The sequence below is a fragment of the Streptomyces sp. NBC_00425 genome (assembly GCF_036030735.1).
GTDB lineage: Bacteria > Actinomycetota > Actinomycetes > Streptomycetales > Streptomycetaceae > Streptomyces.
In genome coordinates this window covers 158,850-184,912 of sequence record NZ_CP107928.1, presented here as the reverse complement: position 1 = coordinate 184,912, position 26,063 = coordinate 158,850, and the positions used below count along the sequence as shown (strand labels likewise).

At 69.5% G+C, this 26,063-nt stretch carries 25 protein-coding genes and 4 pseudogenes; 15 read left to right on the top strand and 14 right to left on the bottom strand.

Going from position 1 to position 26,063, the window contains the following annotated elements; all coding sequences use genetic code 11:
- The first annotated feature begins 390 nt into the window (after window positions 1–390).
- Both OHS82_RS00685 and OHS82_RS00680 read left to right on the top strand, forming a co-directional pair.
- A complete protein-coding gene (locus OHS82_RS00685; protein ID WP_328432955.1) occupies window positions 391–1,275 on the top strand; it encodes a helix-turn-helix domain-containing protein in 885 nt (294 codons plus the stop codon).
- Between the two features lie 120 nt (window positions 1,276–1,395).
- Window positions 1,396–2,361, top strand: coding sequence for an SMP-30/gluconolactonase/LRE family protein (locus tag OHS82_RS00680; protein ID WP_328432954.1), 966 nt, complete (start codon window positions 1,396–1,398; stop codon window positions 2,359–2,361).
- A gap of 228 nt (window positions 2,362–2,589) precedes the next feature.
- Here the strand turns inward: OHS82_RS00680 and OHS82_RS00675 are convergent, their stop codons facing one another.
- The 3 genes and pseudogenes from OHS82_RS00675 to OHS82_RS00665 form a co-directional block, all read right to left on the bottom strand.
- Window positions 2,590–2,811, bottom strand: a complete 222-nt coding sequence (locus OHS82_RS00675) for a hypothetical protein (RefSeq protein ID WP_328432953.1) — start codon at window positions 2,809–2,811, stop codon at window positions 2,590–2,592.
- Between the two features lie 456 nt (window positions 2,812–3,267).
- Window positions 3,268–3,648: a VOC family protein gene (locus OHS82_RS00670; RefSeq protein WP_328432952.1), complete on the bottom strand. Its 381-nt coding sequence runs from the start codon at window positions 3,646–3,648 to the stop codon at window positions 3,268–3,270.
- A 66-nt stretch (window positions 3,649–3,714) separates the two neighbouring features.
- Window positions 3,715–4,918, bottom strand: a pseudogene (locus tag OHS82_RS00665) (PHP domain-containing protein); the annotation flags it as partial.
- Between the two features lie 181 nt (window positions 4,919–5,099).
- Here OHS82_RS00665 and OHS82_RS00660 point away from each other — a divergent pair.
- Entirely contained in the window at window positions 5,100–5,345 is a 246-nt protein-coding gene (locus OHS82_RS00660) for a hypothetical protein (RefSeq protein ID WP_328432951.1), read from the top strand.
- 365 nt (window positions 5,346–5,710) lie between these two features.
- Here OHS82_RS00660 and OHS82_RS00655 read toward each other — a convergent pair whose 3' ends face one another.
- Both OHS82_RS00655 and OHS82_RS00650 read right to left on the bottom strand, forming a co-directional pair.
- Window positions 5,711–6,667, bottom strand: a complete 957-nt coding sequence (locus OHS82_RS00655) for a sigma-70 family RNA polymerase sigma factor (RefSeq protein WP_328432950.1) — start codon at window positions 6,665–6,667, stop codon at window positions 5,711–5,713.
- Between the two features lie 10 nt (window positions 6,668–6,677).
- Window positions 6,678–7,887: pseudogene (locus tag OHS82_RS00650) on the bottom strand (NAD(P)/FAD-dependent oxidoreductase).
- A 490-nt stretch (window positions 7,888–8,377) separates the two neighbouring features.
- Here OHS82_RS00650 and OHS82_RS00645 point away from each other — a divergent pair.
- Window positions 8,378–8,794 (top strand): annotated as a pseudogene (locus tag OHS82_RS00645) (transposase); the annotation flags it as partial.
- Between the two features lie 18 nt (window positions 8,795–8,812).
- On the opposite strand, the gene OHS82_RS00640 reads toward OHS82_RS00645, so the two are convergent.
- A complete protein-coding gene (locus OHS82_RS00640) occupies window positions 8,813–9,142 on the bottom strand; it encodes a hypothetical protein (RefSeq protein WP_328432949.1) in 330 nt (109 codons plus the stop codon).
- Window positions 9,143–9,360: 218 nt separating this feature from the next.
- Between OHS82_RS00640 and OHS82_RS00635 the strand changes: the two genes are divergently transcribed.
- Both OHS82_RS00635 and OHS82_RS00630 read left to right on the top strand, forming a co-directional pair.
- On the top strand, window positions 9,361–9,678 hold the full coding sequence (locus OHS82_RS00635; protein ID WP_328432948.1) for a hypothetical protein: 318 nt from the start codon (window positions 9,361–9,363) through the stop codon (window positions 9,676–9,678).
- 26 nt (window positions 9,679–9,704) lie between these two features.
- Complete coding sequence (locus OHS82_RS00630; protein WP_328432947.1) at window positions 9,705–9,977, top strand: hypothetical protein; 273 nt, start codon at window positions 9,705–9,707, stop codon at window positions 9,975–9,977.
- A gap of 702 nt (window positions 9,978–10,679) precedes the next feature.
- On the opposite strand, the gene OHS82_RS00625 is transcribed toward OHS82_RS00630, so the two are convergent.
- Window positions 10,680–11,243, bottom strand: coding sequence for a hypothetical protein (locus OHS82_RS00625; protein WP_328432946.1), 564 nt, complete (start codon window positions 11,241–11,243; stop codon window positions 10,680–10,682).
- An 838-nt stretch (window positions 11,244–12,081) separates the two neighbouring features.
- On the bottom strand, window positions 12,082–12,615 hold the full coding sequence (locus OHS82_RS00620) for a PadR family transcriptional regulator (RefSeq protein WP_328432945.1): 534 nt from the start codon (window positions 12,613–12,615) through the stop codon (window positions 12,082–12,084).
- Between the two features lie 93 nt (window positions 12,616–12,708).
- Between OHS82_RS00620 and OHS82_RS00615 the strand changes: the two genes are divergently transcribed.
- From OHS82_RS00615 to OHS82_RS00595, 5 genes are all read left to right on the top strand, one after another.
- Window positions 12,709–14,031 (top strand): MATE family efflux transporter, encoded by a 1,323-nt coding sequence (locus tag OHS82_RS00615; RefSeq protein WP_328432944.1) that lies wholly within the window; start codon window positions 12,709–12,711, stop codon window positions 14,029–14,031.
- A gap of 25 nt (window positions 14,032–14,056) precedes the next feature.
- On the top strand, window positions 14,057–14,827 hold the full coding sequence (locus tag OHS82_RS00610) for a response regulator transcription factor (protein WP_328432943.1): 771 nt from the start codon (window positions 14,057–14,059) through the stop codon (window positions 14,825–14,827).
- Entirely contained in the window at window positions 14,814–16,886 is a 2,073-nt protein-coding gene (locus tag OHS82_RS00605) for a sensor histidine kinase (RefSeq protein ID WP_328432942.1), read from the top strand. Before OHS82_RS00610 ends, OHS82_RS00605 begins: the two co-directional genes overlap by 14 nt.
- Window positions 16,887–17,009: 123 nt before the next feature.
- Window positions 17,010–17,402 (top strand): sortase-dependent protein, encoded by a 393-nt coding sequence (locus OHS82_RS00600; protein ID WP_328432941.1) that lies wholly within the window; start codon window positions 17,010–17,012, stop codon window positions 17,400–17,402.
- 102 nt (window positions 17,403–17,504) lie between these two features.
- A complete protein-coding gene (locus OHS82_RS00595; RefSeq protein WP_328432940.1) occupies window positions 17,505–18,134 on the top strand; it encodes a class F sortase in 630 nt (209 codons plus the stop codon).
- A 1,298-nt stretch (window positions 18,135–19,432) separates the two neighbouring features.
- Here OHS82_RS00595 and OHS82_RS00590 read toward each other — a convergent pair.
- Window positions 19,433–20,013: pseudogene (locus OHS82_RS00590) on the bottom strand (IS6 family transposase); the annotation flags it as partial.
- A gap of 193 nt (window positions 20,014–20,206) precedes the next feature.
- On the opposite strand from OHS82_RS00590, the gene OHS82_RS00585 reads away from it, so the two are divergent.
- From OHS82_RS00585 to OHS82_RS00570, 4 genes are all read left to right on the top strand, one after another.
- The gene (locus tag OHS82_RS00585; RefSeq protein WP_328432939.1) at window positions 20,207–20,608 is read left to right on the top strand and encodes a hypothetical protein; all 402 of its coding nucleotides are present in this window, start codon (window positions 20,207–20,209) and stop codon (window positions 20,606–20,608) included.
- A 905-nt stretch (window positions 20,609–21,513) separates the two neighbouring features.
- Window positions 21,514–21,699 carry a hypothetical protein gene (locus tag OHS82_RS00580; protein WP_328432938.1) on the top strand — a complete coding sequence of 62 codons (186 nt, stop codon included), beginning with the start codon at window positions 21,514–21,516 and terminating at the stop codon, window positions 21,697–21,699.
- Window positions 21,700–21,719: 20 nt separating this feature from the next.
- Entirely contained in the window at window positions 21,720–22,055 is a 336-nt protein-coding gene (locus OHS82_RS00575; protein ID WP_328432937.1) for an ArsR/SmtB family transcription factor, read from the top strand.
- A gap of 118 nt (window positions 22,056–22,173) precedes the next feature.
- Entirely contained in the window at window positions 22,174–22,326 is a 153-nt protein-coding gene (locus OHS82_RS00570; protein WP_328432936.1) for a DUF6126 family protein, read from the top strand.
- 74 nt (window positions 22,327–22,400) lie between these two features.
- Here the strand turns inward: OHS82_RS00570 and OHS82_RS00565 are convergent, their stop codons facing one another.
- From OHS82_RS00565 to OHS82_RS00545, 5 genes are all read right to left on the bottom strand, one after another.
- A complete protein-coding gene (locus OHS82_RS00565) occupies window positions 22,401–22,751 on the bottom strand; it encodes an ArsR/SmtB family transcription factor (RefSeq protein ID WP_328432935.1) in 351 nt (116 codons plus the stop codon).
- 231 nt (window positions 22,752–22,982) lie between these two features.
- Window positions 22,983–23,396, bottom strand: coding sequence for an STAS domain-containing protein (locus tag OHS82_RS00560; protein WP_328432934.1), 414 nt, complete (start codon window positions 23,394–23,396; stop codon window positions 22,983–22,985).
- Between the two features lie 51 nt (window positions 23,397–23,447).
- Window positions 23,448–23,873, bottom strand: a complete 426-nt coding sequence (locus OHS82_RS00555) for an ATP-binding protein (RefSeq protein ID WP_328432933.1) — start codon at window positions 23,871–23,873, stop codon at window positions 23,448–23,450.
- A 98-nt stretch (window positions 23,874–23,971) separates the two neighbouring features.
- Window positions 23,972–25,693, bottom strand: coding sequence for a SulP family inorganic anion transporter (locus tag OHS82_RS00550; RefSeq protein ID WP_328432932.1), 1,722 nt, complete (start codon window positions 25,691–25,693; stop codon window positions 23,972–23,974).
- The gene (locus tag OHS82_RS00545; protein ID WP_328432931.1) at window positions 25,690–26,031 is read right to left on the bottom strand and encodes an ArsR/SmtB family transcription factor; all 342 of its coding nucleotides are present in this window, start codon (window positions 26,029–26,031) and stop codon (window positions 25,690–25,692) included. Before OHS82_RS00545 ends, OHS82_RS00550 begins: the two co-directional genes overlap by 4 nt.
- Window positions 26,032–26,063: the final 32 nt, after the last annotated feature.

Here is a 26,063-nt window from a genome sequence, read left to right as displayed (position 1 = left end):
GTGCCGAGCTCACGGGGGTGGGGCTGTTACTCACTTTCGAGTGACGGTCCGTGCCGTGCTGGGGTGGCGTGACCTGGCAAGCTCGAGGGCCTCGGTCAACGCCCCCAAGGGGGCCGGAGCTGTCGTGCCGTCAACATCACGCATCCGCGACATAGATGGAGAATACAATCAAGAGTTATAGAAATGGGGGCAGCAGGTAACACAGGCCATGTTTCCCTCCCAACTCCCACGCGAAGATCAACGCTCATGTCCACCGCGCCTGTCGCGAATCCCCGCCTACGTGCCCATACAGCAAGGCGTCCAACAACACGGGCCAGGGAGCCAGACCCGCTGGTGCCTATCCCAGACAGGGTGAGGCTGTGCAGTGCGGATCGGCTGATACTCGGAGCCATGAACGGGACATCACAGCTGGGAGATTTCCTGCGGACGCGGCGCGCGCAACTCCGGCCCGACGAGGCCGGGGTGCCCACCTATGGCGAGCGGCGGCGGGTACCGGGACTTCGTCGCGAGGAACTGGCGCTGCTCGCCGGCGTGAGCGCCTCTTACTACGCCCGGCTGGAACAGGGGCACTCGCTGGGCGCTTCACCGGAGGTGCTGGACGCAATCGCCCGGGCCCTGCGGCTCGAAGAGTCCGAGCGCCTGCACTTGCACGATCTGGCCCGGTCGGCCAAGCCCCGCACAGGGCGGCGCCCCGCGCCGGAGCGCGTGATCGAGGCGACTCGTCAGCTCCTGGACGCGCTGGCGGACGTTCCCGCCATCGTGATCGGCCGACGCAGTGACGTCCTGGCGTGGAACCGGCTGGGACACGCACTGTTCGCCGGACACCTTCCCCTCGGCGCCCCGGACACAGCGGCGGAACGCCCCAACATGGCCAGGCTGGTGTTCCTCGACGCCCACACCCGCGACCTGTACGTCGACTGGACGGGCAAGGCGAGCGCGGTGGTGGGGAACCTGCGTCTGGTGGCCGGCCAGTATCCGCAGGACGGCGCGCTGCACTCACTGCTAGGTGAGCTGAGCGCGAAGAGCACGGAATTCGCCTCGATGTGGGCTGACCACCGGGTCAAGGCCTGCACGGTCGCCGAGTACGAGATGCGGCACCCGCTGGTCGGCTCGCTCACCGTCATGCAGCAGACCCTGAGCCAAGGGGAGGGCCCCAGCGTCGTGGTCGCCACCACGACGGCGGGCTCGCCCTCGCGAACAGCCCTTGATCTCCTCGCCCAGGCCATCACCCCGCCCGGCCCGGCCCGTTCGGTCAGCCGGCTCAGCACCGGCTGACCCCACAGCACCAACCTTTCCCCACGGTCGGACCGCACCCGCGGGTGCTGATCCCTGCCAGATCCACCCTCATCCTTCGGCGTGCCGCTGCCGCATGCCCGAAAACAGTGAAGGAACCCCGTGTTCACCAAGCTCTCCAAGACCGCCGTGTCGGGGGCCGTCCTTGCCGTCGCGGTCGTGACGGCCACGCCGGTACCCGCGTCGGCCACCTCCGATCCGCTTCGGTGCGCCCGGGCCGCGGTGCACTTCGACCTGGCCACGGGCCAGACGCCGGAGAACATCGCACTGGCCCCGGACGGCACCGCGTATGTCACCCTCGCCAAGGCCCGCCAGGTCGCCGCGCTCTCCCCCGGCGGCAGCGTACGGATCCTGGCCACCCTGCCCGGAACTGCGGACGGCGGCGTCCATACCCCGGCGCTGGGCTTCCCACTGACCACCGGCATCGTCCGCGCCGACGAAGGCACCCTGTACTTCCTGTACGCCACCGGTACCGCGGACCTGACCGGCGTATGGCGCCTGCGCCCGGGCGGCCGTCCGCAGCGTATTGCTGCGCTGCCCGCCGCCGGCCTGCCCAACGGGCTGGCCCTCAACGCCCGCACCCGCAGCCTCTACGTCACAGACTCCGCCCTCGGCACCATCTGGCGCGTGCCCACCGGTGGCGGCACGGCCACCGCCTGGTCCACCGACCCGGCGCTGGCCCCCGCCGGGTTCCTCGGCGCCAACGGCCTGAAGATCCACAACAGGGCGGTCTGGGCCACCAACCTCGACAAGGGCACCATCCTCCGCATCCCGATCCTCGCCGACGGTAGTGCAGGAACGGCCCGGGTTACCGCCACCGGTCTGACCGGGATCGACGATTTCGCTTTCACAGGCCACGGCGACGACCAGATCCTCGCCGCCCTCGACACCGTCAACCAGGTCGCTCTGGTCCGGCCCGACGGCACCCACATCACCGTCCTGACCGCCGCCGACGGCCTCCAGGGCCCGACCTCCATCGCACTGCGCGGCAACACCGTCCACGTCCTGAGCGCCGCCTACCTCACGGCGAAGGACCCCAACCTCATCCTCGCCCGCCTCAACGACTGAGCCGCCTCACGGCACGGCCCCGGCAGACCGCATGCACCCCAAGCTCGGAGCCGCGATTCTCGTAGGGCTCGCAGTCGTCACGGCGCTCTACCTGATCTACGAGAAAGCCCCCACCGTCTACCCGCTGGGCAACAACCCCATCCCGCCGACGACGTCCTCCGCTTCGACCTCGTCGACATCGCCGTCTTCGGTGGCATCGCCGTCCCCGTCGACATCCATCGGTTCGCACTAACTCGCTGACGTCTCCTGCCCCCGGCCGCCCAGTTTCCGGCGCCGGGGGCCTGTCGGGGGTTCGGCTGGCACCGCCTCGCCGTGTTCCTGGTCCTCGTCGAGTTCTTCGTCGACGACGTCGGCAAGTTCGACGGGCAGAAGCCGCAGGAGCCGCTCCTCCTCCGCCGTGGTCCTTGTGCTCATAGGTCCGGTGCCGAGCGGACGGCGGGCAGTGCTCATGGCGGGCAGTCTGCCGGTTCGGCGGGTCCCTTACCTGCGACCCGAGGTACGTCTTCTTGGTGACCTATGGAGGGAGTCGGCAAGCTGCGAGACCAGACCCAAGTTGTGGGAGGTGCCCTCGGACCAGTGAGGAAAGTTCCGTGCCCTTGGCGTTCGACTCGCTAACCCATTCGGAGGGCAGCATGCGCGCCTAACCCCTCCCTCCGTCACTGTCCGGCCGGTGACGCCGTGGCGTACCCCGTGCTGATCCCGGCCCTGACGATCGCGCTCGCTGCCTTCATGGCGATCGCGTATTCCTGAAGATGTAATGCCCTGGGCTGGGCTCGGTCCCGTGTTCGAGGGGTCAGGCCGCGACCGGCCGGCACGGACATACCCCCGACATCACCCGCCGCGTCCTGTGCATCGAAGAGAGTGGAAGGGAAGCGCGGCGCTGGCCAGCAGGGCGAGCATGCGCAGTCAGCGTCTGACCAGGCAGAAGGGATGTCCAGCCGGATCAGTGAAGACCCGCGCCCTGGCCTCGTCATGGGGCTGATGATCAGGCTTGCCCGCACCCAGCTCCAGCAGTTGGGCCTCGGCCTCGTCCAGGTCGTCCTCGATCTCGATGTTGAAGCAGATATGAAGCTGCTGAGGAACGGTTTGGCCAGGCCAAAGCGGAGCTCTATATTCATCGACCCGCTGAAAGCCGATGAGGAGTCCGTCCTCACGGTGGAGACCAGCGAAGTCGGCGTCCGACTTCGGGTGAGGCTCGAGACCGGTGGCGTGCTGATAGAACGCCGCCAGAGCCAGCGGATCAGGACAATCGAGTGTTATCGCACCCAACTTCATCTGCAGAGGCATGGCATCTCCGGACCGATCGCTGGATCTTCTCGATGCACACCCTAGAGGTGCTTACCGCTTGCCGAGGGCGACGAACAGCGAATGGCTGACAATGCTCCCGGCGCCGGAGCCGCGCGCGGCAACCCGGATCCCGAGTGCCCGGCTGTCCGCGACGACCTGGGCCACGGCCAGGAAATAGCCCTCGAAGCCCAGTCGGCCGATGACGTCCAGCTCGTAGCCGAGCTGTCGTACGGCATGTTCGTCCCTGTCCAGGCTCCGGGTGACCATCCCGGTCTCACACCGCTGCGGCAGCAGCCGCGTTGCTGAACCACGCTCGGGGCCGGCGCCGACGACGGAGGGTTCGGGGAAGTGGGGCCGCCCGAGCCCAAGATCGGCCGGGGTGAGGGTGCAGGACTGGCCGGTGGCCTCGGTCTCGGCCAGCAAAACGGACCGCCCGGGCGGGGCCGTTGCCGACGGCCTGGGCGATGCGGTCGGCGGCCGCCGACATGGCGTCCGGGCCCTTCAGCCAGCGTTCGCCGGCATCTGGATGCCGGCGGTCGACGGGCCGCAGCAGCCGGGCTGAGTCGAGAACGTCGGCTAGTCGGTGCTGGTCGGGGTCGGCATAGCGGACCGCATTCGTCAGCACCGTACGGACGCCGAGCTGGTCTGCCAGGCCCACGGTGCGCGCGGCCAGCCGAAGCGAGCCCGCGCCAGTACCCTGTCGTTCCAGGTACACGGCTTCCAGCCGCAGCCGCTCTCCGGCCAGCCCCCGCCACGGCGCGAGCAGCTGCTTGGCGACGTCGGGGCGGCCGGCGGACAGGGCCCGTCCCGGTTCGGAGGCCGGGCCGAGCAGCACCACCAGGTCCTGGTTGGCGCACGCGCGCAGGGCGGCCCAGGACACGACCGGCGCCGCGCCGTCGGCCTCGCCATGTGCAGCGGAGACCAGGCGGCACAGCCGCGCCCACCCGGCCGCGTTCTGCGCGAGCAGCGTGATCCGCAGCGGCGGCTCGATCACGTGCGCGCCGCCGCGCACAGGCGTACGTGACGGGCCGGCGGTCGGGTCCTGGGGGGCGAAGGGGGCGACGTCGACACCGACGACGGGCCGGATACCGGCGGCCGCGGCGGCGATAGCGAAGCGGTCCGTGCCCGCGACGGTGTCTCGGTCGGTCAGCGCGAGCGTGGTCATCCCGCGCTCGGCGGCGCGCTGCACGAGAGCGCCGGGGAGGGAGGCTCCGTAGCGGGCGGAGTAGCCGGATGCGACGTGCAGATGAGTAAATCCACGACCCCACACCTCCAGCCTTTCGCTTGTCACTCCCTGACCTGCGGTCTCTTCAGGTATCCACCATAACTCGAAATCGCACACACGTGCGAATGGTGAAGGAAGGGTCTACCGCAGGGGATGCAGCGGGGTGCCGGCTGGCGAAGGCCGGACGGGCACTGGGCTGTCGGTGGCCACTGCCAGGATGGCTCGCATGACGATCAACGAAGTGAGCCGTCACGCCGTCACCCAACAGCGCATCGAGCAGGCACTCGACGACATGGGCGGCCGCGCCTTCGACCGGTGGCACGACATGGTGTGGAGCGCAGGCCGCTACGGCAAGGGCTCAGGGAACTCGGCGAGGAACCGGCCGAGCACCTCGGCGCACGCTCCGTGTCCGACCCCGCCCTGCAGACACCCGATTCGCGCACCGCCGCCGAGTGCGCCATGGGCGTGCTGAGCCTCGCCTGCTTCTCCGACGGCGACTTCGAGATCCCCCTCCCACTGACGATGAGGACCCAGCAACCAAGGGCTGCACTACGAAGAGAGGTACGAGCCGACCCACCCAGCCACCACGGCGCGAACGTGGATCGACGCGTTCGAATGGTCCGTCACAAGCGGACTGATAGGACACAACCCGGGTTCATCGGCCCCACACTGCTCCGGGACTACGCGCCGACCATCCGGGACGGCGCCCATCGACACCGGCGGCGAGGCGTGTCGCCGTCCATCCCTTGTGCACGCCGCCAGGGCGGGGTAGCAGCCGTTCAACGAGCTTCTGGCCGTGAACGTGGGCGCTGCGCCGGACGGCGGTCGGTGAGGGGCTCACCACTGGGTGATGAGCGGCGCGTCCGGTTCGTGCTGCCTCCAGTTTTCGGTGAGGCGGACGAGGCGGGCGGGGGCGGCGATGCCGCGCACCGATGCGATCTTGCCTCCTGCGATATCGAACGTCACGGCGCCGATGACCCGGTCGCCGATCACGAAGAGAATGGCCGGGGCGTTGTTGACGAGCGCGTAGTGGACGGCGGGCGTGCCGCCGGCGAGTCGCCGTTTCGCGGGGGTGGATTTGAAGCCGGCCCGTGCGACGGCGGCGATGCGCTGCGCGGTGTCGAACTGCAGCAGCTTCTCGGTCAGGCCGGCACCGTCGGAGATCGCGGTGGCGTCGTCGGTGAGCAGCGCGACCAGCCGTTCGGTGCGGCCCGAGGCTGCGGCGGAGAGGAACTCCTCGACGATCCTGCGGGCGGATGCCGGATCGACTTCCTCTTCGCCGACGCGGCGCGCACCGGTGACGCGGCGTCGGGCCCGGTGGAGGTGTTGCTGGCTTGTGGACTCGGTGAGGTCGAGGATCGCGGCGATCTCGGCGTGAGTGTGGGAGAACGCTTCGCGCAGGACGTAGACGGCCCGCTCGACGGGTGACAGGCGTTCCATGAGCGTCAGTATGGCGAGGGAGACCGATTCGCGCTGTTCGAAGGTGTCGGCCGGGCCGAGCATCGGGTCGCCGTCGAGGAGCGGTTCGGGCAGCCAGGCACCCGCGGTGCGTTCGCGGCGGGCCTGCGCCGAGCGGAGCCGGTCCAGGCAGAGGTTGGTGACGACCTTGGTCAGCCATGCTTCCGGCACCTTGATCCGCTGCCGGTCGGCGGCTTGCCAGTGCAGGAACGCGTCTTGCACGGCGTCCTCGGCATCGACTGCGGAGCCCAGCAGCCGGTACGCCAGCGAGGCCAGCCGGTTCCGGCTGGCCTCGAACTGGCTGGTGTCGAAGCGGTCGGTCGCGGTGTTGTCCACTTGGGTCACCCTAGGCGGCTACGCGAGGCGTTTTGTCGGCGGACGCGTGCGGCGCGGCGGCCAGGTGGTGCTTGCGCTTGGGCAGGCCGAAGGTCGGGTGTGAGGTGGTCCACAGCGACATCTTGAGGATGGCCGCTTTGATCCGGGCGGCCTTCCGGCCGCCCATGTACGTCGGCTTTGCCTGTCCTTCGGCGTCGACCATCTGCAGGATTCCGTCCCGCCGCCCGAGGCTGATGTGGTTGCCCAGGTACTCCAGCTTGGTGTTCGGGATCTTGCGGCCGGTCAGGTGTCCCACGATCGCGGCCGTGGCCTGCATGCCGGTGTAGCCGGCCGAAGCGCAGGACATCGGCAGGGGGCGGCCGTTGTCGCCGGCGGCGTAGGCGCTGTCGCCGGCGGCGTAGACGTTCGGGTGCGAGAGGGACCGCATGGTGCGATCGACGACGATCCGACCGTTCTCGGTGACCTCCAGCCCGCCAGCGGCGGCGATGCGGCTGACCGCGAACCCGGCCGTCCACACGGTGGCGTCGGACGCCAGGGCGGTGCCGTCGGCACACAGCACCCGCGCCGCCTCGACGGCTTCGACCTCGGTGTGCTCCAGGACGGTGATGCCCAGCCGGTCGCAAGCCTGACGCAGGTGGCTGCGGGCTCCGACGGAGAGGGGGGGCGCCCAGCTCGCCGCGGGCCACCAACGCCACCGACAGGCCGGGCCGCGTTTCGGCGATTTCAGTGGCGGTCTCGATGCCGGTCAACCCGTCGCCGACGACCACCACACGCCTGCTTTCGCCCTGCCTGTCAAGGCTGTTCAGGCGCTTGCGCAGGCGCAACGCCGAGGGCCGGCTGGAGACGTCGAAGCCGTGCTCGGCCGCGCCGGGGATGCCGTGGTCGGCACCGTGGCTGCCGAGCGCGTAGACAAGCGTGTCGTAGCCCAGCTCGCCTCCGCCGTCGGCGTCGGCCACGGCGACGACCTGGCGCTCGAGGTCGACAGCGGTGACATGGGCCAGGCGCAGCCGGACCCCCGTGCCCGCGAAAACCTCGGCGAGCTGGGGAGCGTCGATCTCCCGGCCGGCCGCGAGCTGGTGCAGGCGCAGCCGCTGGACGAAGTCCGGCTCGGCGTTGACCACGGTGATCTCGGTGTCCGCCGGGGACAACCGGCGGGCCAGGGTCCCGGCCACGTAGGACCCGGCATAGCCGGCGCCGAGGACGACGATGCGGTGCTTCATGTCTCGCTCCTGTCGGTTGGCTTGCTCCCGGCGACTTGAGCGGGACAGCACCCCGATTCCTGACAGGAACCGCGTGTGACATGGGTCACGGGCTGGGAGAAGCGATCCTCTGTCGGGGTCTCGGACCAAAGATCGTTAGTTCGGAGAACTCGCTGCATCCGTGCAGTTGTCCGGCTACGGCACGTCAGCGAGCGCACTGTGACGGGTAGGCGAGCAGACACCGATCGTGCCCCCGCGACCCGCTGGGCCGGCCTGGGACCCTCCGGAGACGGGCGACTCCAGGACTTCGTTGCCATGTCAACCAAGTGGGGAGATTGATCGCGCCTGGGGAATTTCACGCATCCGCATCACCGAGTAGCGCAGGGTTGGAACACCGCCTCTTCGCCAGTGGACGACGTCGACGGCCGCGCCGGCCTCGAAGAGCAGGCCCTCGAAGCGATCCGCAGCTGACGGACCTCCGTGCCGCCCCGGCCCCGGTCCACCGCCGGGGCCGGTGGCTCTCCTGATCACCCCGGGCCAGTGCGGCGACGCCCCGCAGCTGATCGAGGTTCTGGACCGGATCCGGGTTTCCCGCCCGCAGGGCGGACGTTCCCGGACCCGGCCCGACCACGTCAACGGTGACAAGGCATACAGCTCCCGTCGAAACGGCCGCTACCTGCGACGGCGCGATATCAAGCACACCGTCCCGGAACCGAGGGACCAACGCGCCAATCTTCGGCGCAAAGGCAGCGCGGGCGGACGACCCACCGGCTTCGACCCTGACCGCTATCGGCGCCGCGACGAGGTCGAGCGGACCATCAACCGACTCAAGAACTCCCGTGCTCTCGCAACCCGTTACGACAAGCGGGCCTATGTCTTCCACGGCACCGTCATCGCAGTAGCAGTTCGCCTATGGCTCAGGCCATGAAATACCGGGACCGATCTCTCAAAATCCCGGGGCAGGGACGAAGCTCGGCCACCACTGGGGCACGCCGCTGGGGCACAGAGGAGTGGAGGCGCCCTCCCAGAAGATCGAGGTGGCGCACCAGAAAAAACCGAGGAGGGTCACTGCGAGGGCAACGGCATGGAGGAGGGGACGGTCCCCAAGAAGGGCGCCCACCGCAACCCAGACCGGCAGCAAGACCGTCCAGAGGCCCGGGATGAACAGCCACAGCAGGAAGCCGCTGTTGACCGCGTTGTTCACCCCCACGTCACAGGCGTTCCACGACCTGCCCAGAAGCATGCCAGCGGACACCGCGAGAACCAGCGCCACCACCGCCCCGAGCAATCCATACAGCCGTCGACGCCCCACAGGCCCCCCGTTCGCCGTCCGCTGCGGGAATCACCGGATCCGCACCGCTCGTCACTGCCGCATCCACGCACACCGTCAGCGCTGGCCAGCAGGGATCGGGCGCCACTGGATCCTAGTAATCACATGATCCGCCGGACAGTGCCTGGAACGCTCAGCGGCCAACTATGACGCTCAGTCACAGCATGGCAGCGAGGGGTTACAAGTACCGGTATGGCGCGGGAGCGGATCCGGTGGCTGGCGGTCGTCGAGGCGGGCATCGGCGGCCCCGCGACACCGAACAGCTCAAGGCCCAGATCACCGGCCTCGAACAGCAGGTGGTGTGGGTAGCGAACCTCGTCGTGTCGGCTGGAGCGTCCGGCCTACCCGAGCGGAGTGTCGGCGCCGGTGAGGCCTTCGCCGGCGTCAAGCTTCGTGGCACGATCCAACGGGCGCATCCGCTGCGCGGGGTCAGGTCCAGCGCGTCGTCGAAGGCGAGGCGTTCGATGGCGGCGGCGACGTAGCCGGGCGCGGCTGCGGCCAGGGCCTGGTGCCTGGCCTCGTCGGCAGCGTCTGCCGCGGGCAGGCCGGCGGCGTAGGGCGCGGCGATGCGGTACGTCTCGACCGCCCGCGTTTTGATCCGCTCCAGAGCGGCCTGGGTGTTGGCGTCACCCTGGTCGGCGTGCAGGACGAGGTCCACCTGGTCGCGGCCGTCGGCGGCCAGGGTGTCCTTGGGCGTGCGGTTCAGCTTCTCCTTGAACTGGCCTGCCCCGTCTTTGACGTACGGGGTGGCGCCTCCAACGCGATGACCGTCACGGCGTGAGGGACATCCACCGCAATGCTGGTGGCGCAGTTGGTGAGGAGGTTTCTCAGGCCGTTCCTGCAGCCGTCGTCGTACCGGTCGTACGCGTCGAAGAGTTCAGCCTGGGCGACGAGCGAGTTGTCCCGGTCATTCCAGGCGGTACCGCGCATCCCGCCGGAGGAAGCACGGGACCGGTCGAGGTGAGTGCCGGCGGGGTACACGGGGCTGGTGGCGCGACCAAGCCGCCGCCGACGCCTGCCAGCTGCTCCTCGGAATCTGGCGGGCCCAACTACGCGACGCGGCCCTCTGACCCGACGAACTGAAGGTCGTGTTCGCCGGACGCACACCATCCCAGTAGCGCGGCACCTGCCCACCCACACCGGGCTTACCGCTATGATCCGGACCTTTACGCCACCGCCGGGTGATCCGTGCGTAGTACCGCCATCACCACTGCCCTGCTCCTCGCCGGAGGCGCCGTCGGCTGCTCGAAGTCGTACGACGAGATCGGCGAGGACTGTGTCGCCGCGTTGAAGGAACGCAGGAGGGTGACAAGGCGAAGCCGGAAGCCTGCGAGGGGTTGAAGGAGGACGACTATCAGGCGCTGCAGATGTCGCAGACCATCGACGACCTCGGGTGGACGGACGACGATGGCAACGTCGACGAGGACAAGATGTGGAAGATGCCCAGCCGTAGGGCGTACGTGCGAGGTCCCGTAAGGGTCCGTCATAGTTGCTCTTCGAGGTGGCCGAACTCATCCAGGAGCCAACGCGTACCGGCGTTGTCGGTGAAGTACAGGACAGGACGGTTCCTCTTCACCATGCCCACTTCCTCCCATCGAGGCGACTGGAACTGCAAGTGGCGTCCGCCGGCGAGCACGGGAACGGGAGGCTTTCGCCGCTCGTGATCAATCGTGAGCCAGGTCTCGGCTTCCTCGCCCCACTCAGCGTCGATCGATCCGCCGAACCGCACATTCACGTCACGGATCGGGGCGTCACTGTGGTTCATGACCCAGACGGCCCACCGGTTGACGGGGCCAAGCGTGACAGCGTTAGGCCCGTGGCCGTAGCGGTTGGCTTCGTCGTCGCCGAGAGTGGTGATGCGCACCTCCACCCGTCGGGCCTGCGCACTGCGACGGTCTGCAGCCTGTGCGTGCAACTCGGCACGCTCCAGCCCCAGGTTCGTCGACTGCTCGCCGATGAACTCACGCTGCTCCTTGATCTGACGCTGCTGGCTGAGCAGCGTCCACAGCGTGGCGCCCGCTGCGACAGCCGCGAAGGAAGAGCCCACCCAAGTAGCAAGGTCTCCTGCATTCATGGCACACCCTCAGTGAAACCGGCATACGTGCGCGACTACGATCTGGGTACCGTAAGCGTCACGCCAGGACGATCAGTTCGTGACTCGCCGGACCACGCTTCTCTGGCTTCGGGAAGTCGGCCTCACAGCAATGCCCATCACCCAGTCGGCCACACTCGTCATGGGTCACCAGTCACGGCTTGGCTGATACGCCCACTCCGCTCCCAGCTTCCGTAGTGCGTCGATGTAAAGGAGCGGTTTTTCTGATCAGGACTGGGTGGGTTGAGCTGGGCTGATCACTTTGGTGCTGCTCGTGATCTGGGGTGCTGGGGTGGGGGAGAGGGTCGGGTTCCTCTGGGTGTTCGGCACCTCGAGCTGCGGGTTTGTCAGTTCTCGTGTTGGCTGATCGGTCCTTGTCAGCTGCAGTGCGTGCAGGTCTCTTTGGTTGATCGTCGGTACGTGCTGGCGTCGTGTCGGGCTGCCGTCATGGGTACATGACGGTCCGTCCGGTCTCCGTGCTTCTGGCCGATCCGGAGCCCGAGCGGCGGGCACGGATACGGGCTTGCCTGGACCAGCTCGGCGAGGGGCCCGCCGTCATCTTCCACGGGCTGTGCCTCCTCCTGGACGAGGACCTGGGGCTGGAAGGGCGGCCGATGCGTGGCTGCGAGCGGCGGCTGGCCGGCCTGTTGGATGATCGCCGACCGCTGGGGCGCGCTCCGGCTCAGTGTTTTGTTCCGGCCGTGGGCACCCAGGGGAAGCGGGTGGGTGTGGTCGGGGAGGCGCTGAAGAAGGCGCTTGGGGTTATGCCGGAGGCGTTCGATTGCGGAGTGCGTCAGGGCGCCGTTCGGCTGAGCGTGTCGATGGCCTCGCGTAGCCATTGTCGTTCCGCTGTCCCGGTGGCCCGGGCGACGTACAGCATGCCTTCCCGGAACAGGTCCCCGGCTTCCTCCGCGCGCACCGGCTCGTCCTCCCGGTAGAAGAAACTTGATGGAGTCTCCAGGAAGTCCAGGCGGCGGCGCAGCACCGCGGCCTGCTGGGCAGGGTCGCCCAGGTGCCGCAGGAAGGCCAGGACCGTGTTGAACCGGACATGGTCGGTGATCTCGGCCTGCTTGGGCGTGCGCAACCGTGCCAGCAGCTGCGCGCGGCCTTCATCGGTCAGGGTCAGCACCCGGCGCGGGGCCGCGCTCGCGCCGTCTTCCGTGCGCTGGTCTAGCAGCCCGGCGGCGAGGAGCCGGTTGATGGCCGGGTACAGCGCGCCGTCACTGATCGGGCGGACATGCCCGCTCAGCGCCTTGATGCGCTCCTTCAGCTCGTAACCGTGCAGCGGTGCCTCGGCGAGGAAGCCGAGGATCGACAACTCCAGCACGCCTTCTCCTCCTTGCGGTGCTCGGGACACCATGATAACTCTTTTCGAGCTACCTCGATTCGAGGTAGCTCTTGGAGGTCGAGGAGGCCGGACGTGAATCCCCACCGCAGGCAGCTCATATCGCTCGCCCACCCCGTCTACTTCTCGCTCCTCGCCTCGGTCGTGTCCGGGATCGTCAACACCGTCTGGGTCTCCCGGCTCGGCGGCGCCGCCGTCGCCGCCGTGGCCGTCGCCACCAACACGGAGAACGTGCTGCTCGGTGTCGCCCTGGTCTTCGCTTCCGGTACGACCGTGCTGGTGGCGCATGCCCGGGGCGCCCGCGACCCGGCCGCCGTACGGGCCGCCGTACGCGGCGGTTGGGCGCTGTGCGGGCTGGTCAGCCCGGTCGTCGCGGTGGGCGGGTTCCTGTTGCGCGGGCCTCTGGCCCGGCTGGTCCTCGGCAGCGCCGACCCCGAGTCCCTGCGGCTGGCCACGGCCTACTTCGCGATCTCCCTGCCCGGCACGGCCGTCTTCTTCGCCCAGCAGCTCATCGACGGCATCCTCAAGGGCGCCGGCGACACGCGCACCCCCCTGCGGCTCGCCCTCCTGGCCAACGGGCTGATCCTGCTGTGCGACCCTGTCCTCATCCACCTCTACGGCGTGCTCGGCGCCGCCGCCTCCACCGTGCTGTGCCGCTGCGCGGCCCTCGCGGTGGGTCTGCGCTCCCTGCGCCGCAACGCGCTGCTGCGGACGGCCGCCAAGGCCCGTCCCGCCGACCCGCTCCCCGCCGCCCTGCACCGCACGCTCACCACCGGGCTGCCCATGTCCGCCGACTTCACCGTGCGACAAGGAGGGGCGCTGGCACTGGTCGCGATCGTTGCCCGGCTCGGCGTGACCGCGGTGGCCGCCTACGCCATCGCGTACAAGGTGATGTACGTCGCCACCATGGCCTTCTACGCGGTACGGCAGGCCGCTGCCATCCACACCGCGCACACCCAGGGCGCGGGCGAGGACGCACGGCGGGACACCGGCCGGCAGGCGGTACGCCTCTCCGGGACGCTGGGGCTCGGTGCCACCGCTCTGTTCGCCGCCGCCGCGCCCTGGATCATGGCCGCGTTCGGCGCCGGACCCGACGTCGCCCACCAGGGCGTGCTGTTCCTGCGCTGCATCGGCCCCTACCTACTGCTGATGGCGTGCTTCATCGCGCTCGGCGGCGTCTTCGAGGGCAGCGGGGGAGCACCCGCGCTGTTCCGGGTCACCCTGCTCGGCACCGCCGTCCAACTGCCCCTGGCGTACGCCCTGTCCGGCCTCGGCCTGCCCGGCGTCTGCCTGGCGCTGGGGCTCGCCATGGCCGTGCAGTGCGCGGCCGCCGCGGTGCTGCTGCGGCGCGCCCGCAGTCAGGCGGAGACGGGGGTGTCCTTGGTGCGGGCGGGCTGAGGCGGGAATCGCTACGCTCTGCGGCGTGTGCGCAAACATTGTGGTCGCCGAAGACGACGCGAAGCAGGCCGAACTCGTGCGCCGCTACCTGGAGCACGAGGGGCACGCCGTCACGGTCGCCGAGGACGGCCGGACGGCTCTCGAGACGGTCCGGCACCAGGAACCCGACCTGATCGTCCTCGACGTGATGATGCCCAGGGCCGACGGCCTCGACGTCGTACGGATCCTGCGCGCCGAACGCCGGGAGGTGCCGGTGCTGATGCTGACGGCCCGCAGCACCGAGGACGATCTGCTGCTCGGCCTCGACCTCGGAGCCGACGACTACATGACCAAGCCGTTCAGTCCGCGTGAACTCACCGCCCGGGTAAGGACGTTGCTTCGCCGCAACCGGCGCGGCCCCGACCCGGCTCCGGCGACCGTACCCGCCCCGGCTCCCGCCTCGGAGCCCGAAGCGGCCCCGGACGACGAGGTGTTGACGGTCGGTGCGCTCACGGTCGATCCCTCGCGCCACGAGGTGTCGGTCGCGGGGACGCCCGTCGAGTGCACGCCCGGTGAGTTCCGTATCCTCGCGGCGATGGCGGCCGAGCCCGGCCGGGTCTTCACCAGGGCACGGCTCCTGGGCGAGCTGCACGGCTTCGACAAGTACATCAGCGGCCGGACCGTCGACGTGCACGTCATGAACCTGCGCAAGAAGATCGAGCGCGCCCCACGACGGCCGGACCGCCTCATCACTGTCTTCGGCGTCGGCTACAAACTCACGGACCCCGCGAAGAACGTGCGCCATGCGTCGTCCTGACAGGGGAGGTGCGGCGGGGGACGCCCGGCTGCCGCTGCGCAAGAGCCTGGCGGGGCGGCTGTTGACCGTGACGGCGCTGGTGGCCTCGTGCTCGGTCGCCGCGACCGCCTGGCTGGCCGTGCAGACGACCTCCGTCGCGATCCGCCAGGAGCAGGGGCAGAACCTCAAGTCCGACGCCAAGATCTACAACACTCTCCTCGGCTACGCGGCCACCCACCCCGACTGGGACGGCGTCGACACCACCGTGCGAGATCTGGCCCAGGAGTCCGGGCGCCGGATCGTGCTCACCACGCCGGGCCGACGCCCGATCGTGGACTCGGCCGACTCGCGCTCAGCGGGCGGCGGTTCGTCCGACGATCTGCTCGCTCAGCAGGCCTCGGCGGTCGTGGATCCACGCTCCGTCGACACCGTGCTGGTGCCCGACGCGGCCAAGGCCAGCGCCGACCGCGTCGATCCACGGGCCGTGGGGCCCTTCCGGCTGCCCGCGAAGGAACACGACGCACTGCGGAAGGCCGCCGCCGGGAGGGTGGAGTGCCTCAGTCAGATGGGTATTGCCGCCGACGTCGTCGAGAGCCCGGGCGGACGGCCCCGCGTCCAGCTCGTGAGCGACGAGACCGAGGGGACCGACAGCGTCACCGACCGTGACATGGAGGCCAAGTGCTTTGCGTCCTACCCGGTCGGTCCCACCGCGACCGAGCGGAATGCCCTGAGCGCCCTCAACCAACTGGCTGACGCCTGTCTGAAACGACAGGGTCGCACCGCCGTAAAACTGAAACTGGACCTGTCCTGGGACCGGAGTTACGCATACGGGCGGGACGGCGCGGTCTCCGGTGCCGAGGACGGCCTCAGCGATCGGGAGGCGAAGGCCCTGGCCGCCAAGAAGGCGGAGGACGCCGCGACGGCCGAACGCAAAGCGGCTTCCGGCGGCGCACTCGACTACGCCCCCGCCGAGATCCGCGACAGCACGTACGACCGGGCCGTGGCCAACTGTGTCGAAAGCGCCCGCCGGGAACAGCTCACGGGCTATGTCGCCGAGCCCGCACTCCTGTTCATCGACGGCCCCGGTGCCGCCGGCGTGCCTGGCTTCGACCTCTCCCGCGCCAACACCGCACGCATCGCCGGTGTCACCGCTCTGGTCCTCGCCCTCACCGTCGGTGCCTCGGTGCTCGCCGGAGCCAGGCTCGTACGCCCGTTGCACGCGCTCACCGGCGCCGCCCAGCGCATGCGGGAGGGCCTGGACGCGACGCCGGTGCCCGTGCCCGTCGTCTCCGACAATGAGATCGGACGGCTGACGGCGGCCTTCAACGACATGGCCGCGCACCGGGCCCGCCTGGAGGAGCAGCGCAAGGTGATGGTCAGCGATGTCGCCCATGAGCTGCGAACGCCGCTGAGCAACATCCGGGGCTGGCTGGAGGCGGCCCACGACGGACTGGCCGTGCCGGACCCCGCGTTCGTCTCCTCGCTCCTGGAGGAGGCGGTGCAGCTCCAGCACCTCATCAACGACCTCCAGGACCTGGGCGCGGCCGACGCGGGCGCCCTGCGGCTGCACCGGAAGCCGGTACGGATCGATGAACTGCTCGGCCAGGTCGCCGCCGTTCACCAGGGGTTGGCCGAGACGGCGGGCGTCACCCTCACGGTCCTGACACCGCCGCGGGGCACCCCTCACCCACCGCTCCTCGACGCCGACCCCGTACGGCTGCGGCAGACCGTCAGCAACCTGCTCTCCAACGCGGTGCGCCACACCCCGGCCGGCGGCACGGTGACCCTGCGCCGGTACGTCACCGACCCGGGGGACGAGCTCGCCGTGGAGGTGTCCGACACGGGCAGTGGCATTCCGGCGGGTGACCTCCCGTACGTGTTCGACCGTTTCTGGCGGGCGGAGAAGTCCCGCAATCGCAGCACCGGCGGCAGCGGCCTCGGCCTGGCGATCGTCCTCAAGCTCGCCGAGGCCCACGGCGGCACGGTGGACGTGGCGAGCACGGAGGGGGAGGGGGCCACCTTCACCCTGCGGCTGCCGACAACCGAGTCACGGAAGCCGGAGGGGCCCGGTCGACCCTGATGGGATGACGACAGCGCTCTGACAGTTTCCTCACAAGCAGCCGTCAGGGTGAAGCCACGCCCGGAACCTGGTGCGGATCGGCAACCAGGAACGACCAAGCCGGGCTGGAACTGGAGCCCTCACATGTCCCGCCGTCTCACCCTGCGCCCGCTGCGTATCGCTGTCCTGACCGGCGTCGCGGCCGGCGCGCTGCTCGTCCCGGCCACCGCGGCCTTCGCCACCGCCCCGACTCCGTCGCCGGGCGCGACCGACTCGACCTCGGCCGACAAGGAGGCGCTGGCGAAGAAGAAGGCCGAGGACGCCAAGACGCTCAAAGAGGCCGAGGCCCGGAAGGCCATGGAAGCCCAGAAGACCGGAGGCAAGGGCTACCCGCGTGGCGGTGTCGCCGCGGGCGAGGCCCCCGCCAAGGAAGACGACACCGGCACGCTCATCGGCTCGGCCACGGGCGCGCTGCTGCTCGCGGGCGCCGGCACCTACGTACTGCGCCGCCGCACCACGGCCCGCCGCGAAGGCTGACCTGGCAGCACTGCCTCTCGTACGAAACGGTGGCGCCGCCCTTCACCAGGCGGCGCCACCGCGCGTTCCGGTGAACCTCCGCACCCTGTTCTGGAGCCCGCGTTGCCCACTGCACACCGCCCACCCCTGTCCCGGGCCCGCCTCGCGACCCTCACCCTGCTGACCCTCGTCAGCGTGCTCACCGGCTGCTCGGCCGGCCCCGACCCGACAGTGCGGGTCGTCTCCTCCGCCTCCGCACCCGGAACCCCGAGGACCGAGCAGCCCGCGTCTTCTGACGCTCCGGCGGCTCCGGCTGCCCCCGCCGAGGTGGCCGTTCCCTCCGTGGAGATCACCAGTTCGCTGATGGAGTTGGGCCTCAACACGGACGGGACGGTCGAGGTCCCGCCGGCCGAGGAGGGGATGACCGCGGGCTGGTACACGGGCGGTGCGGTGCCCGGTGAGATCGGCGCGGCCGTCATCATCGGCCACAACGACACCCGCTTCGGCGAGGCCGTCTTCCACGACCTGAAGAAGATCAAGGAGGGTGCGGACATCACCGTCACCGACAAGACGGGAAAAGCCCTCCACTTCACCGTCACGGCCACGGAGAGCGTCGCCAAGAACGCCTTCCCGACGGAGAAGGTCTACGGGCCGACCCAGGAACGCGCTCTACGGCTCATCACGTGCGACGGCGACTTCGACGCGCAGGGGCACCCTGTCGACAACCTCATCGTGTACGCGACAGCGCGCTGAGGGCCGTAGGCGTGTCCGTTTCGCCCTATCGTCACGAGTACCTGACTTCGGTTCGTCAGGGTGATCTTTGGTGATGTGCCTGTTGGGCCAGGGGTGCGGGCCGTATTTCGTGCTGTGTGAGATATGCGGATGGGGGCGGGCTGACCGCTGCGGGACGGCAGCGTCGGGAGGCCGTACGGCGGCAGGCGGCCGTGCTGTTCGAGCAGAAGCATCAAGCCATCAAGCACCGGGGCGGGCACGGCGTGGGCAAGGTCCGCCGGAATCCGAGACGACGATGCCGAAGAAGCAGCCCCGCACCGCGCAACTCGCCCACCGACGCTGTCACGTTGGCTGACCGGGTGGGATGATCTTCGGGTTGATCTGCTGGAGGGGGGTGTCGGTGGGGACTACGTCGCCGTCGTACAGGGGGCACCGGTACCCGGCCGAATCACGGCACTGCCAGCCGACCCGCCACGGTCTGAACAAAGGCCCGGACCGTGGACCCACCACACCCCGACGCACCATCAGACAGTCACGCTCCTAACAACGTGACAACGCCCTCGTAAGGCCTCGCTGCACGGTGTGGAAGCGCGACACGATGCTGGACCGAGAACTGCCGGACGGATCTCTTCTTTCCCGTCGCGAGGGCGAGTTCCGGATCACCATCGAAGAGTGAGCCGCCTGGGTGACCTGAAGCCGCGGCCTCCGATGCCGTCGGTGTCGAGGACGGACCGACTCGGCCACATCGTCGTCGTCGCCTGGGCCAGCCCGGCGAGGACATCGTGGGCCTCGGGTGGGTAGCGTCCGTCCCCGGCGGGCGAACCCCCCCGAGTGCCCGCTCGGGGCAATGCCAAGCCGGTCACTTCCGCAGACCGCAGCACTTCGGGCTCGCTGCGGGACAAGGTCCTCGGTGACAGAGGCTTGAAAGCATCTGGACGCGACCGGTCTCTGTGGTCGGGCTACTGTCGATCCCTGACGAACCGGGTGAAGGTGAACCGAAGACCGCTCGACCTTCGAATCTTTCCGATCCGAGAAGAAGACACGAGAGCGCTTACCGGCCAAGTGTGGAAGACGTAAACACGTTGCCGAAACTTGCCGGGTGATCCGTTCGATCACTACCTTTCGAAAATACCGAATTGCTATGCAGCCGTGTGCGCTTTTTCGTCCGCAAGTGCGCGGTAGTGGCTCGCCGGTGGAGGAGATTCATTGCGATCACCCCTCTGTGCCCGGTTAGGGAAATCCCTGCCTCTTTTCGCTCCGCATGACGAGCGGACGGAAAGCGAGCGTCACGCGGCCCTGGCATCGATACTGCGCCCCTTTGACAGGAACCGCCGGGCCCCGCCCACGGAGCGGAAGCCCTTCATCGCCCGTTCACGCTGCCGGGTCGGCTGGTGGCGGTTCTCCGCCCGGTTGTTCAGGTACTTCGACTGGCGGTGCTCGACGCAGGGCATGACCTCGCGGTGGGCAGTGCCGTAGGAGCGGAGCTTGTCGGTGACGACCACCCGCGGCACCGCGCCCGTCCTCTTCAGCAGCCTGCGGAAGAAACGCCTCACTGCGGCCTTGTCCCGTCGGTTCTGCACCAGGATGTCCATGACGTTGCCGTTTTGGTAGACGGCCCGCCACAGGTGCTGCAACTGCCCGTTGATCTTGATGAAGACCTCGTCCAGGTGCCACTTGTCACCGGGCCGGGGCTGCCGGCGCAGCGCGTTGGCGTAGGCCTGCCCGAACTTGGCGCACCAGCGGCGGATCGTCTCGTAGGAGACGGTCACGCCGCGCTCGAGCATCAGCTCCTCGACCTCTCCCGGAAGCTGAGCGGGAAGCGGTGGTACAGCCACACCCAGTGGGAGATGACCTCGACCGGATACCGGTGCCCCTTGTACGACAGCGACGCGCTCCCCACCGACGACGCCTCCCCGCCTGATCAACCAGAAGATCATCCCATCAGTCCGTCAACGTGACAGTGCCGTCAGCCACCTTGCCCGCCTCGACCTCTCCCTCGCCGCGTGAGGAACTGCTCCAGACCCTCGTGACGTGGTCCGGGGCGGCATCGATGGCATGGAAACGAAGGACGAGTCAGGTGCAATCCTGCATGTATGAACGATCTCGGCGACGCACACCAGCGCACCTGGACGCTGCGATTTATGACCCTCCTCGCAGCTGACACTCAGGATCAACTTGCCTGGCTGGGCGAGCGTGAGCTGGAGACGGAGACGGAGTCCGTCGTTGAAGAAGCGGAGCTGCTCTGCCGCATTTCCGAAGGACTCGCGGAGCGCGGAGTCTTCGAGTCCGAGGAGCTTTGCGGTCTTCAGACCATCGGCCGTCGCCTCGGCGAGATCGATGCCGCCTGCCGGGCCGGACTCTGGACCAACGCCCTGGCTACGGATCCGGCGTGGGACGAAATACGTTCTCTCGCTCGCCAGTTCCTCCTCACGGTACTGGGCGATTGGCGTCAGCCACTGCCACAACCCGTGCGCCCACCCAAGGACGATCGCTGAGGAGCTTTGCGAGACCTCGTAACGTCGGTCGGGGCAGCGTAGATGCCGTTGAAGGCAAGGACGCCGCCTCACGTCGCGAGCCTGGCCGCGCCGCGTGAACCAGCCTCTCCAGTGGCCATCGGGGGGTCGAGTCTTTCTGCTGACTGTCCCGCCCGTGCCTCATGAGTGCCATCACCCACAGGGATATCCGGGCTCCTTCGAATCCCAGCTTCTGACCGAACATGCCAGCAGAATCGCCACCAGCCGCAAGCGGCGGCATTCCTAAGGCGTGCGCGGCGGTACATGTCTGCTCCGCTCAACCGACACGGACGGTTGCCAGGGAGATGTCGGTGTGCCGTCAGGGTCCAGGCCATGCGGCCACAACCTGTTGAAGCCGTCCGGCCATTCGGCCAGGCTGATGCTGCTGTGGTCGGCGGCCTGTCGGGCCAGAGTCTCGGCGTCGTCCCGGTCCCCGGATACCTCCCTGCCGGGGAGGGCTGACCGGCCCCTCACAACGGGCCATGCGGCCTCGATCCAGGACGCCCGGCTGGGGGGGCGGGGTCGGCTCGCGCGCGGCGGCCGGTCGCAGCGGACGGCCGGCGCGCGCGAGCCGACGATCTTCCGTACAGCGACAGCATGTGGATCTTCCGGTAAATCAAGTGCCACCCCGTCTCGGCTCCGGCGTGGGGGGCCGGGCCGTGGAGCGTCGGCGTCGACAGCCGGGCTTCTTCCAGGCGCACGAAGAAGAGGTGGCGGGCGGAGGCCTGGCCGTTCGCCGGGCGGGGATTCATCGTGCGTGGTTGCCGTACGGCCCGGCCCGGACATGGTGTATCACGCGATGGGCGGGGATGTGCCGTCCGGTACTCTTGAAGAGTTCTTCAATTCATTAGTTGCCGTGAATCGCGGCTGTCGGGGAGGAGACCCGGGTGGGCGGGTCGATGTTCGCCGAGGCGATGCTGGGGCGGGTGCTTCGGGCGCGAGCGGCTCTCGCAACGGCACTGGAGGCCGCGAACGCGGACGCGTATGCGGTGGCGGTGGCTCAGGACGAGGTGGACGATGCCGTGCGGGTGGCGTGGAGGCACGGGGTCGGCGTCGGTCCTGTCGAGGCTTGAGCCGAAGGGGAGTGATCCGGATGCCTGTTCCCCTCTATGAGGCCAAGGCGGAGTTCTTCCGGATGCTCGGGCATCCGGTACGGATCCGGGTGCTGGAGCTGTTGCAGGACGGGCCGAGACCGGTGCGGGAGCTTCTGGCGGAGATCGAGGTCGAGCCGTCGAACCTGTCGCAGCAGCTGGCGGTGCTCCGCCGCTCGGGGATCGTCACCGCCACCCGCACCGGGTCGACGGTGACGTACGAGCTGGCCGGCGGCGATGTCGCCGAGTTGCTGGCCGCGGCCCGGCGGATTCTGTCCGTGCTGCTGACCGGGCGCCAGGACCTGCTCGACGAGTTGCGCGGGAAGCCTGCACAGTGACGGGCGGGGAACGGCCGTTGCGGGGGCCGTGGCACCGAAGCTGGCCCGCCGTTGCGATGGGGCGCGTTCTGCGGTCCCTTGTCGGCACGCACGGCAGCCGAACGGAAGGAATGGCACGGTGAGCGACAGCAGGAACGGCAGACCCCAGGACGCGGAGATTCGGAAGGAGCGCGGCGTCACACTGCGCGCCGGCTTCTACATCTTCGGCACACACCTGTTCGCCGGCTTCGTGTGGCTGCTCTTCTACCTGGGCGAGCACGCCAACAAATAGTGACATTCCGCAGCAGGTGTCCTGTACGGCGGGCCTGCGCCTATTCGAGAGCGGCCGCCGTCCATGGGCCGTCGCTACGACGGCGGCTTTCCCGTCCCCCGCGTGGTCTGAAGGTCGGCGAGAAGCTCGGCCTGGCCGGCCAGCACCCCGGACAGGATGGTCCGCGCCACCCGGAGCAGCTCGGACACGTGTGGGCTGGTGAGCGAGTAGTACACGGTCGAGCCCTCCTTGCGGGTCCTGACCAGGTTCGCGCGCCGCAGCACGGCCAGTTGCTGCGAGAGATGCGCGGGCTCGATGCCCACCTCGGGCAGCATCTCCGCCACCGCGTGCTCGCGCTCACTGAGCAGTTCCAGGACGCGGATGCGGGCCGGGTGACCGAGGGTTTTGAAGAACTCGGCCTTCAGCTGGTACAGCGGCGTACTCACCTGGCCGTCCCCTCCCCGGTATAGCGGCACGGACCCCCGGCCGGGCCGTGTGCGCATCGTATCCACCCACTGATCGACAACATGTGGCCCATCCTCGCCTGCGCCACCGGCGGCACCGAACCCGCGGTGGGGAACCGAGCCTCCGAATCCAGCTGTGACCGCGCCCCTTGCCGGTAGCAGCAATGACTGAGGTCGTGGGCGGGGGATTGCGTGATCGCGTCGCCGCACAGGTCACTCGTCTGTCTGGTCTCCGGCCGGCCATCCGGTGGTGCACCACTCGTGGCGCCCCTCCACCGGTTCGCCGCTCCCCGCGCCATGTGCGGCGAGCGCGGCGGCCAGATCGGCGTGGACCGGGATCGCCGGGGAGTCCCCGGTGGGGACGACGGACCCTTCGGGGGGAATGGCGGCCAGTTCCAGTCTGCGGCCCGCCTCGGCGACACGGCGGGCGGCGTCGGTGATCGCCGCCTGCCCCTCGGCCGACCAGCTGCGCAGCTCGGTCAGGTCGACGATCACAGGGCCGGTGCCGCGGGCGAGCGCCCAGCCGACCGCGCCGGTGAAACGGCGGACGGCGTCCGGGCCCAGGAATCCGGCGACGGACAGGATGCAGCGGTTGTCCTCGACGGTGTAGCGCCAATGGATGGTCATGGTGGCAGCTTCCTTACGTGAGCGGCCGGTCGGATTCCGGCGTGGGGTGGTTCAGAGGGGGAGGGTGATCCAGATGCTCTTGCCCTGGCCGTCGGCATCTGCGCGGACCACCGCGGTGCCGCCCAGGACGAGGACCAGCTCCATGACAGTGGCCAGGCCGCTGGCGCGGCCGCCGGTCACCGCCCCGTACAGCGAAGGCTGGTGAGGATGGCGGTCATGGACGGCGAAGGCCAGACAGTCTCCGCCCGCCGCGTAGATCACGGTCACCGTTGGAGAGAGGACCGCGGCGTGCCGGACGGCGTTCGTGACCAGCTCGCTCAGGATCAGCAGGGCCGGATCCACCGTGGGATGACGCAGGCCGATCCCCCACTCGACCAGCGTCTGCTCGGCCGTCTCGCGGGTTGTCCGCACGGCGGACGGTTGCGTGGGCAGGGTGAGCACATGCCGGTAGGGCAGGCTCTCGAGTCGGGTGGCCATTGCTCACGCCTCCGCGCCGGGGGAGGCGCATTCCAACAGCCAAAGGGCCTCCACGCCGGGGAACTCGGCCGTACGGGGGGTGGCGACGGCAGTGCTCGTCACAGGGCTTCCTCGCTCAGGGTTCGGGACTTCTGGGCAAGAAGGGCGGGGAGGACTCCGGCTCTCTGCAGGTGGTCGCGGGCGGCGTGGATCGCCTCGGGGGTGGTGGCGTACTCCCGGCCCTCGTGCCGCAGCAGGTCCAGTGCGCCGACGGAGTCCAGGACCCGGCGCTGGCCGGGGCGGATCCCGGAGGCGAGGACGACGATGCCGCGGTGGCGCAGCTTCTCCACCGCGTCCTTCAGGACGAGGGCGCCGGTGGCGTCCATCGTCGACACCCGGGACAGACGCAGGATGACGACCCGGACGTCGGCGACCTCGGTCAGCTCCAACAGGAAGCGGTGCGCGGCGGCGAAGAACAGCGGGCCGTCGATGCGGTAGGCGACGATGTGCTCGCCCAGCAGGGCGTGCTCCTCGGCACTGTGGTCGCCCCGGTCGAGCGGCACCTGGTCGAAGCGGGCCTCCTGTGCCACCGCCCGCAGAGCGAGGGCGCCCGCGACGCCCAGGCCGATGATGACGGCGTACACGAGGTCCAGGGCCAGGGTGGCGACGGCGGTGAGGACGAGGATCAGGGCGTCGGAACGGGTTGCCTTCGTCATGGCCCTCAGCGAGCCGACCTCGACCATGCGCACTGCGGTGGCCAGCAGGACACCGGCGAGAGCGGCAAGCGGGATCATCGAGACCAGGGGGGCGGCGGCGAAGACGATCCCCGCGAGGATCGCAGCGTGGGTGAGTGCGGCGAGGCGGGAGCTCGCGCCGGTGCGGACGTTGACCGCGGTGCGGGCGATCGCGCCGGTGGCGGGGACGCCGCCGAAGAGCGGGGCGAAGATGTTCGCCAGGCCCTGACCGAACAGCTCCCGGTCCGGGTCGTGTCGCTGGCCGACCGTCATGCCGTCGGCGACCGAGGCGGACAGCAGGGACTCCAGGGCGGCCAGGGAGGCGACCGCCACGGCCGGGGCGAGCAGGGAACCCAGAGCGCCCGGGTCCAGGAAGGACAACGTGGGCGCGGGCAGGCCGCGAGGCAGGTCGCCGATCGGCTTCGCCGCGTCCAGCCCGGCGGCTCGCGCGACCACGGTCGCGGCGATGACGGCCAGGATGGAGAACGGAACCGTCGGCCGCCACCGCGCCCCCGCCAGCATGGCCGCCGCGACGGCGGCGGCGAGGCCGACAGCGGTCCAGTTTGGGGACCGGACGAACTCCTCGACCGCCCGCCAGGTCACCACCAGCACCCGGTCGCCCTCGGGCTTGGCCACGCCGAGGGCGTTCGGGACCTGCTGCAGGCCGATCACGCAGGCGATGCCGAGGGTGAAGCCTTCGACCACGGGGGCGGGGATGTACCGCATGGAGCGGCCGGCCCTCAGCGCGGCCAGCGCCACCAGCAGCACGCCGGCCATCACGCCGACCGTCAGGACGCCCGACGGCCCGTGCTCGGCCACGATGGGGACCAGGACCACCGTCATGGCACCGGTCGGGCCGGACACCTGAAGGTTCGATCCCCCGAAGAGCGCGGCGAGCGCCCCCGCGACCACGGCGGTCGCAAGGCCCGCCTCGGCGCCCAGGCCGGACGAGACGCCGAAGCCGAGGGCGAGCGGCAGCGCCACGACGGCCACGGTCAGCCCCGCCAACAGGTCCCGACGCGGATCGCGGCGCATCTCCGCCAGATCGGCGCGGGTCGGCGACAGCGCGGCGATCCAGGCCCAGACCCGGCTGATCTGCGAGCTCATCGCGCGGGGACCTCGGTTTCCCGCAGCTCCGCGAGCAGCTTGCCCTGCCCGGACAGCATCTCGGTCAGAATCCGCCGCGCGGCCTTCATCAGGTCGGCCACGTCCCCGCCGGCCAGCTCGTAGACGACCGTCGAGCCCTCCCGGGTCGCGGTAACGATCCCCGAACGGCGCAGCACCGCCAGTTGCTGCGACAGGCCGGAAGGCTCCACCTCGATGGCGGCCAGCAGGTCCCTCACTGACGTCGGCCCGTCCTGCAGCAGCTCCAGAACCCGTATGCGTACCGGATGCCCCAGCATGCGGAAGAACTCGGCCTTGGCTTGGTACAGCGGAACGGACACGACCCCTCGACCTCCCTTGCAGACCCGCCCAC

Coding starts and splice junctions, on each gene's coding strand:
- OHS82_RS00555 (WP_328432933.1), bottom strand. CDS start 23,873: ATGGCCACCCGACTCGAGAGCCTGCCCTACCGGCATGTGCTCACCCTG.
- OHS82_RS00670 (WP_328432952.1), bottom strand. CDS start 3,648: ATGCCTCTGCAGATGAAGTTGGGTGCGATAACACTCGATTGTCCTGAT.
- OHS82_RS00575 (WP_328432937.1), top strand. CDS start 21,720: ATGCCTGTTCCCCTCTATGAGGCCAAGGCGGAGTTCTTCCGGATGCTC.
- OHS82_RS00550 (WP_328432932.1), bottom strand. CDS start 25,693: ATGAGCTCGCAGATCAGCCGGGTCTGGGCCTGGATCGCCGCGCTGTCG.
- OHS82_RS00600 (WP_328432941.1), top strand. CDS start 17,010: ATGTCCCGCCGTCTCACCCTGCGCCCGCTGCGTATCGCTGTCCTGACC.
- OHS82_RS00585 (WP_328432939.1), top strand. CDS start 20,207: ATGAACGATCTCGGCGACGCACACCAGCGCACCTGGACGCTGCGATTT.
- OHS82_RS00635 (WP_328432948.1), top strand. CDS start 9,361: ATGGCAGCGAGGGGTTACAAGTACCGGTATGGCGCGGGAGCGGATCCG.
- OHS82_RS00675 (WP_328432953.1), bottom strand. CDS start 2,811: ATGAGCACTGCCCGCCGTCCGCTCGGCACCGGACCTATGAGCACAAGG.
- OHS82_RS00685 (WP_328432955.1), top strand. CDS start 391: ATGAACGGGACATCACAGCTGGGAGATTTCCTGCGGACGCGGCGCGCG.
- OHS82_RS00660 (WP_328432951.1), top strand. CDS start 5,100: ATGACGATCAACGAAGTGAGCCGTCACGCCGTCACCCAACAGCGCATC.
- OHS82_RS00560 (WP_328432934.1), bottom strand. CDS start 23,396: ATGACCATCCATTGGCGCTACACCGTCGAGGACAACCGCTGCATCCTG.
- OHS82_RS00605 (WP_328432942.1), top strand. CDS start 14,814: ATGCGTCGTCCTGACAGGGGAGGTGCGGCGGGGGACGCCCGGCTGCCG.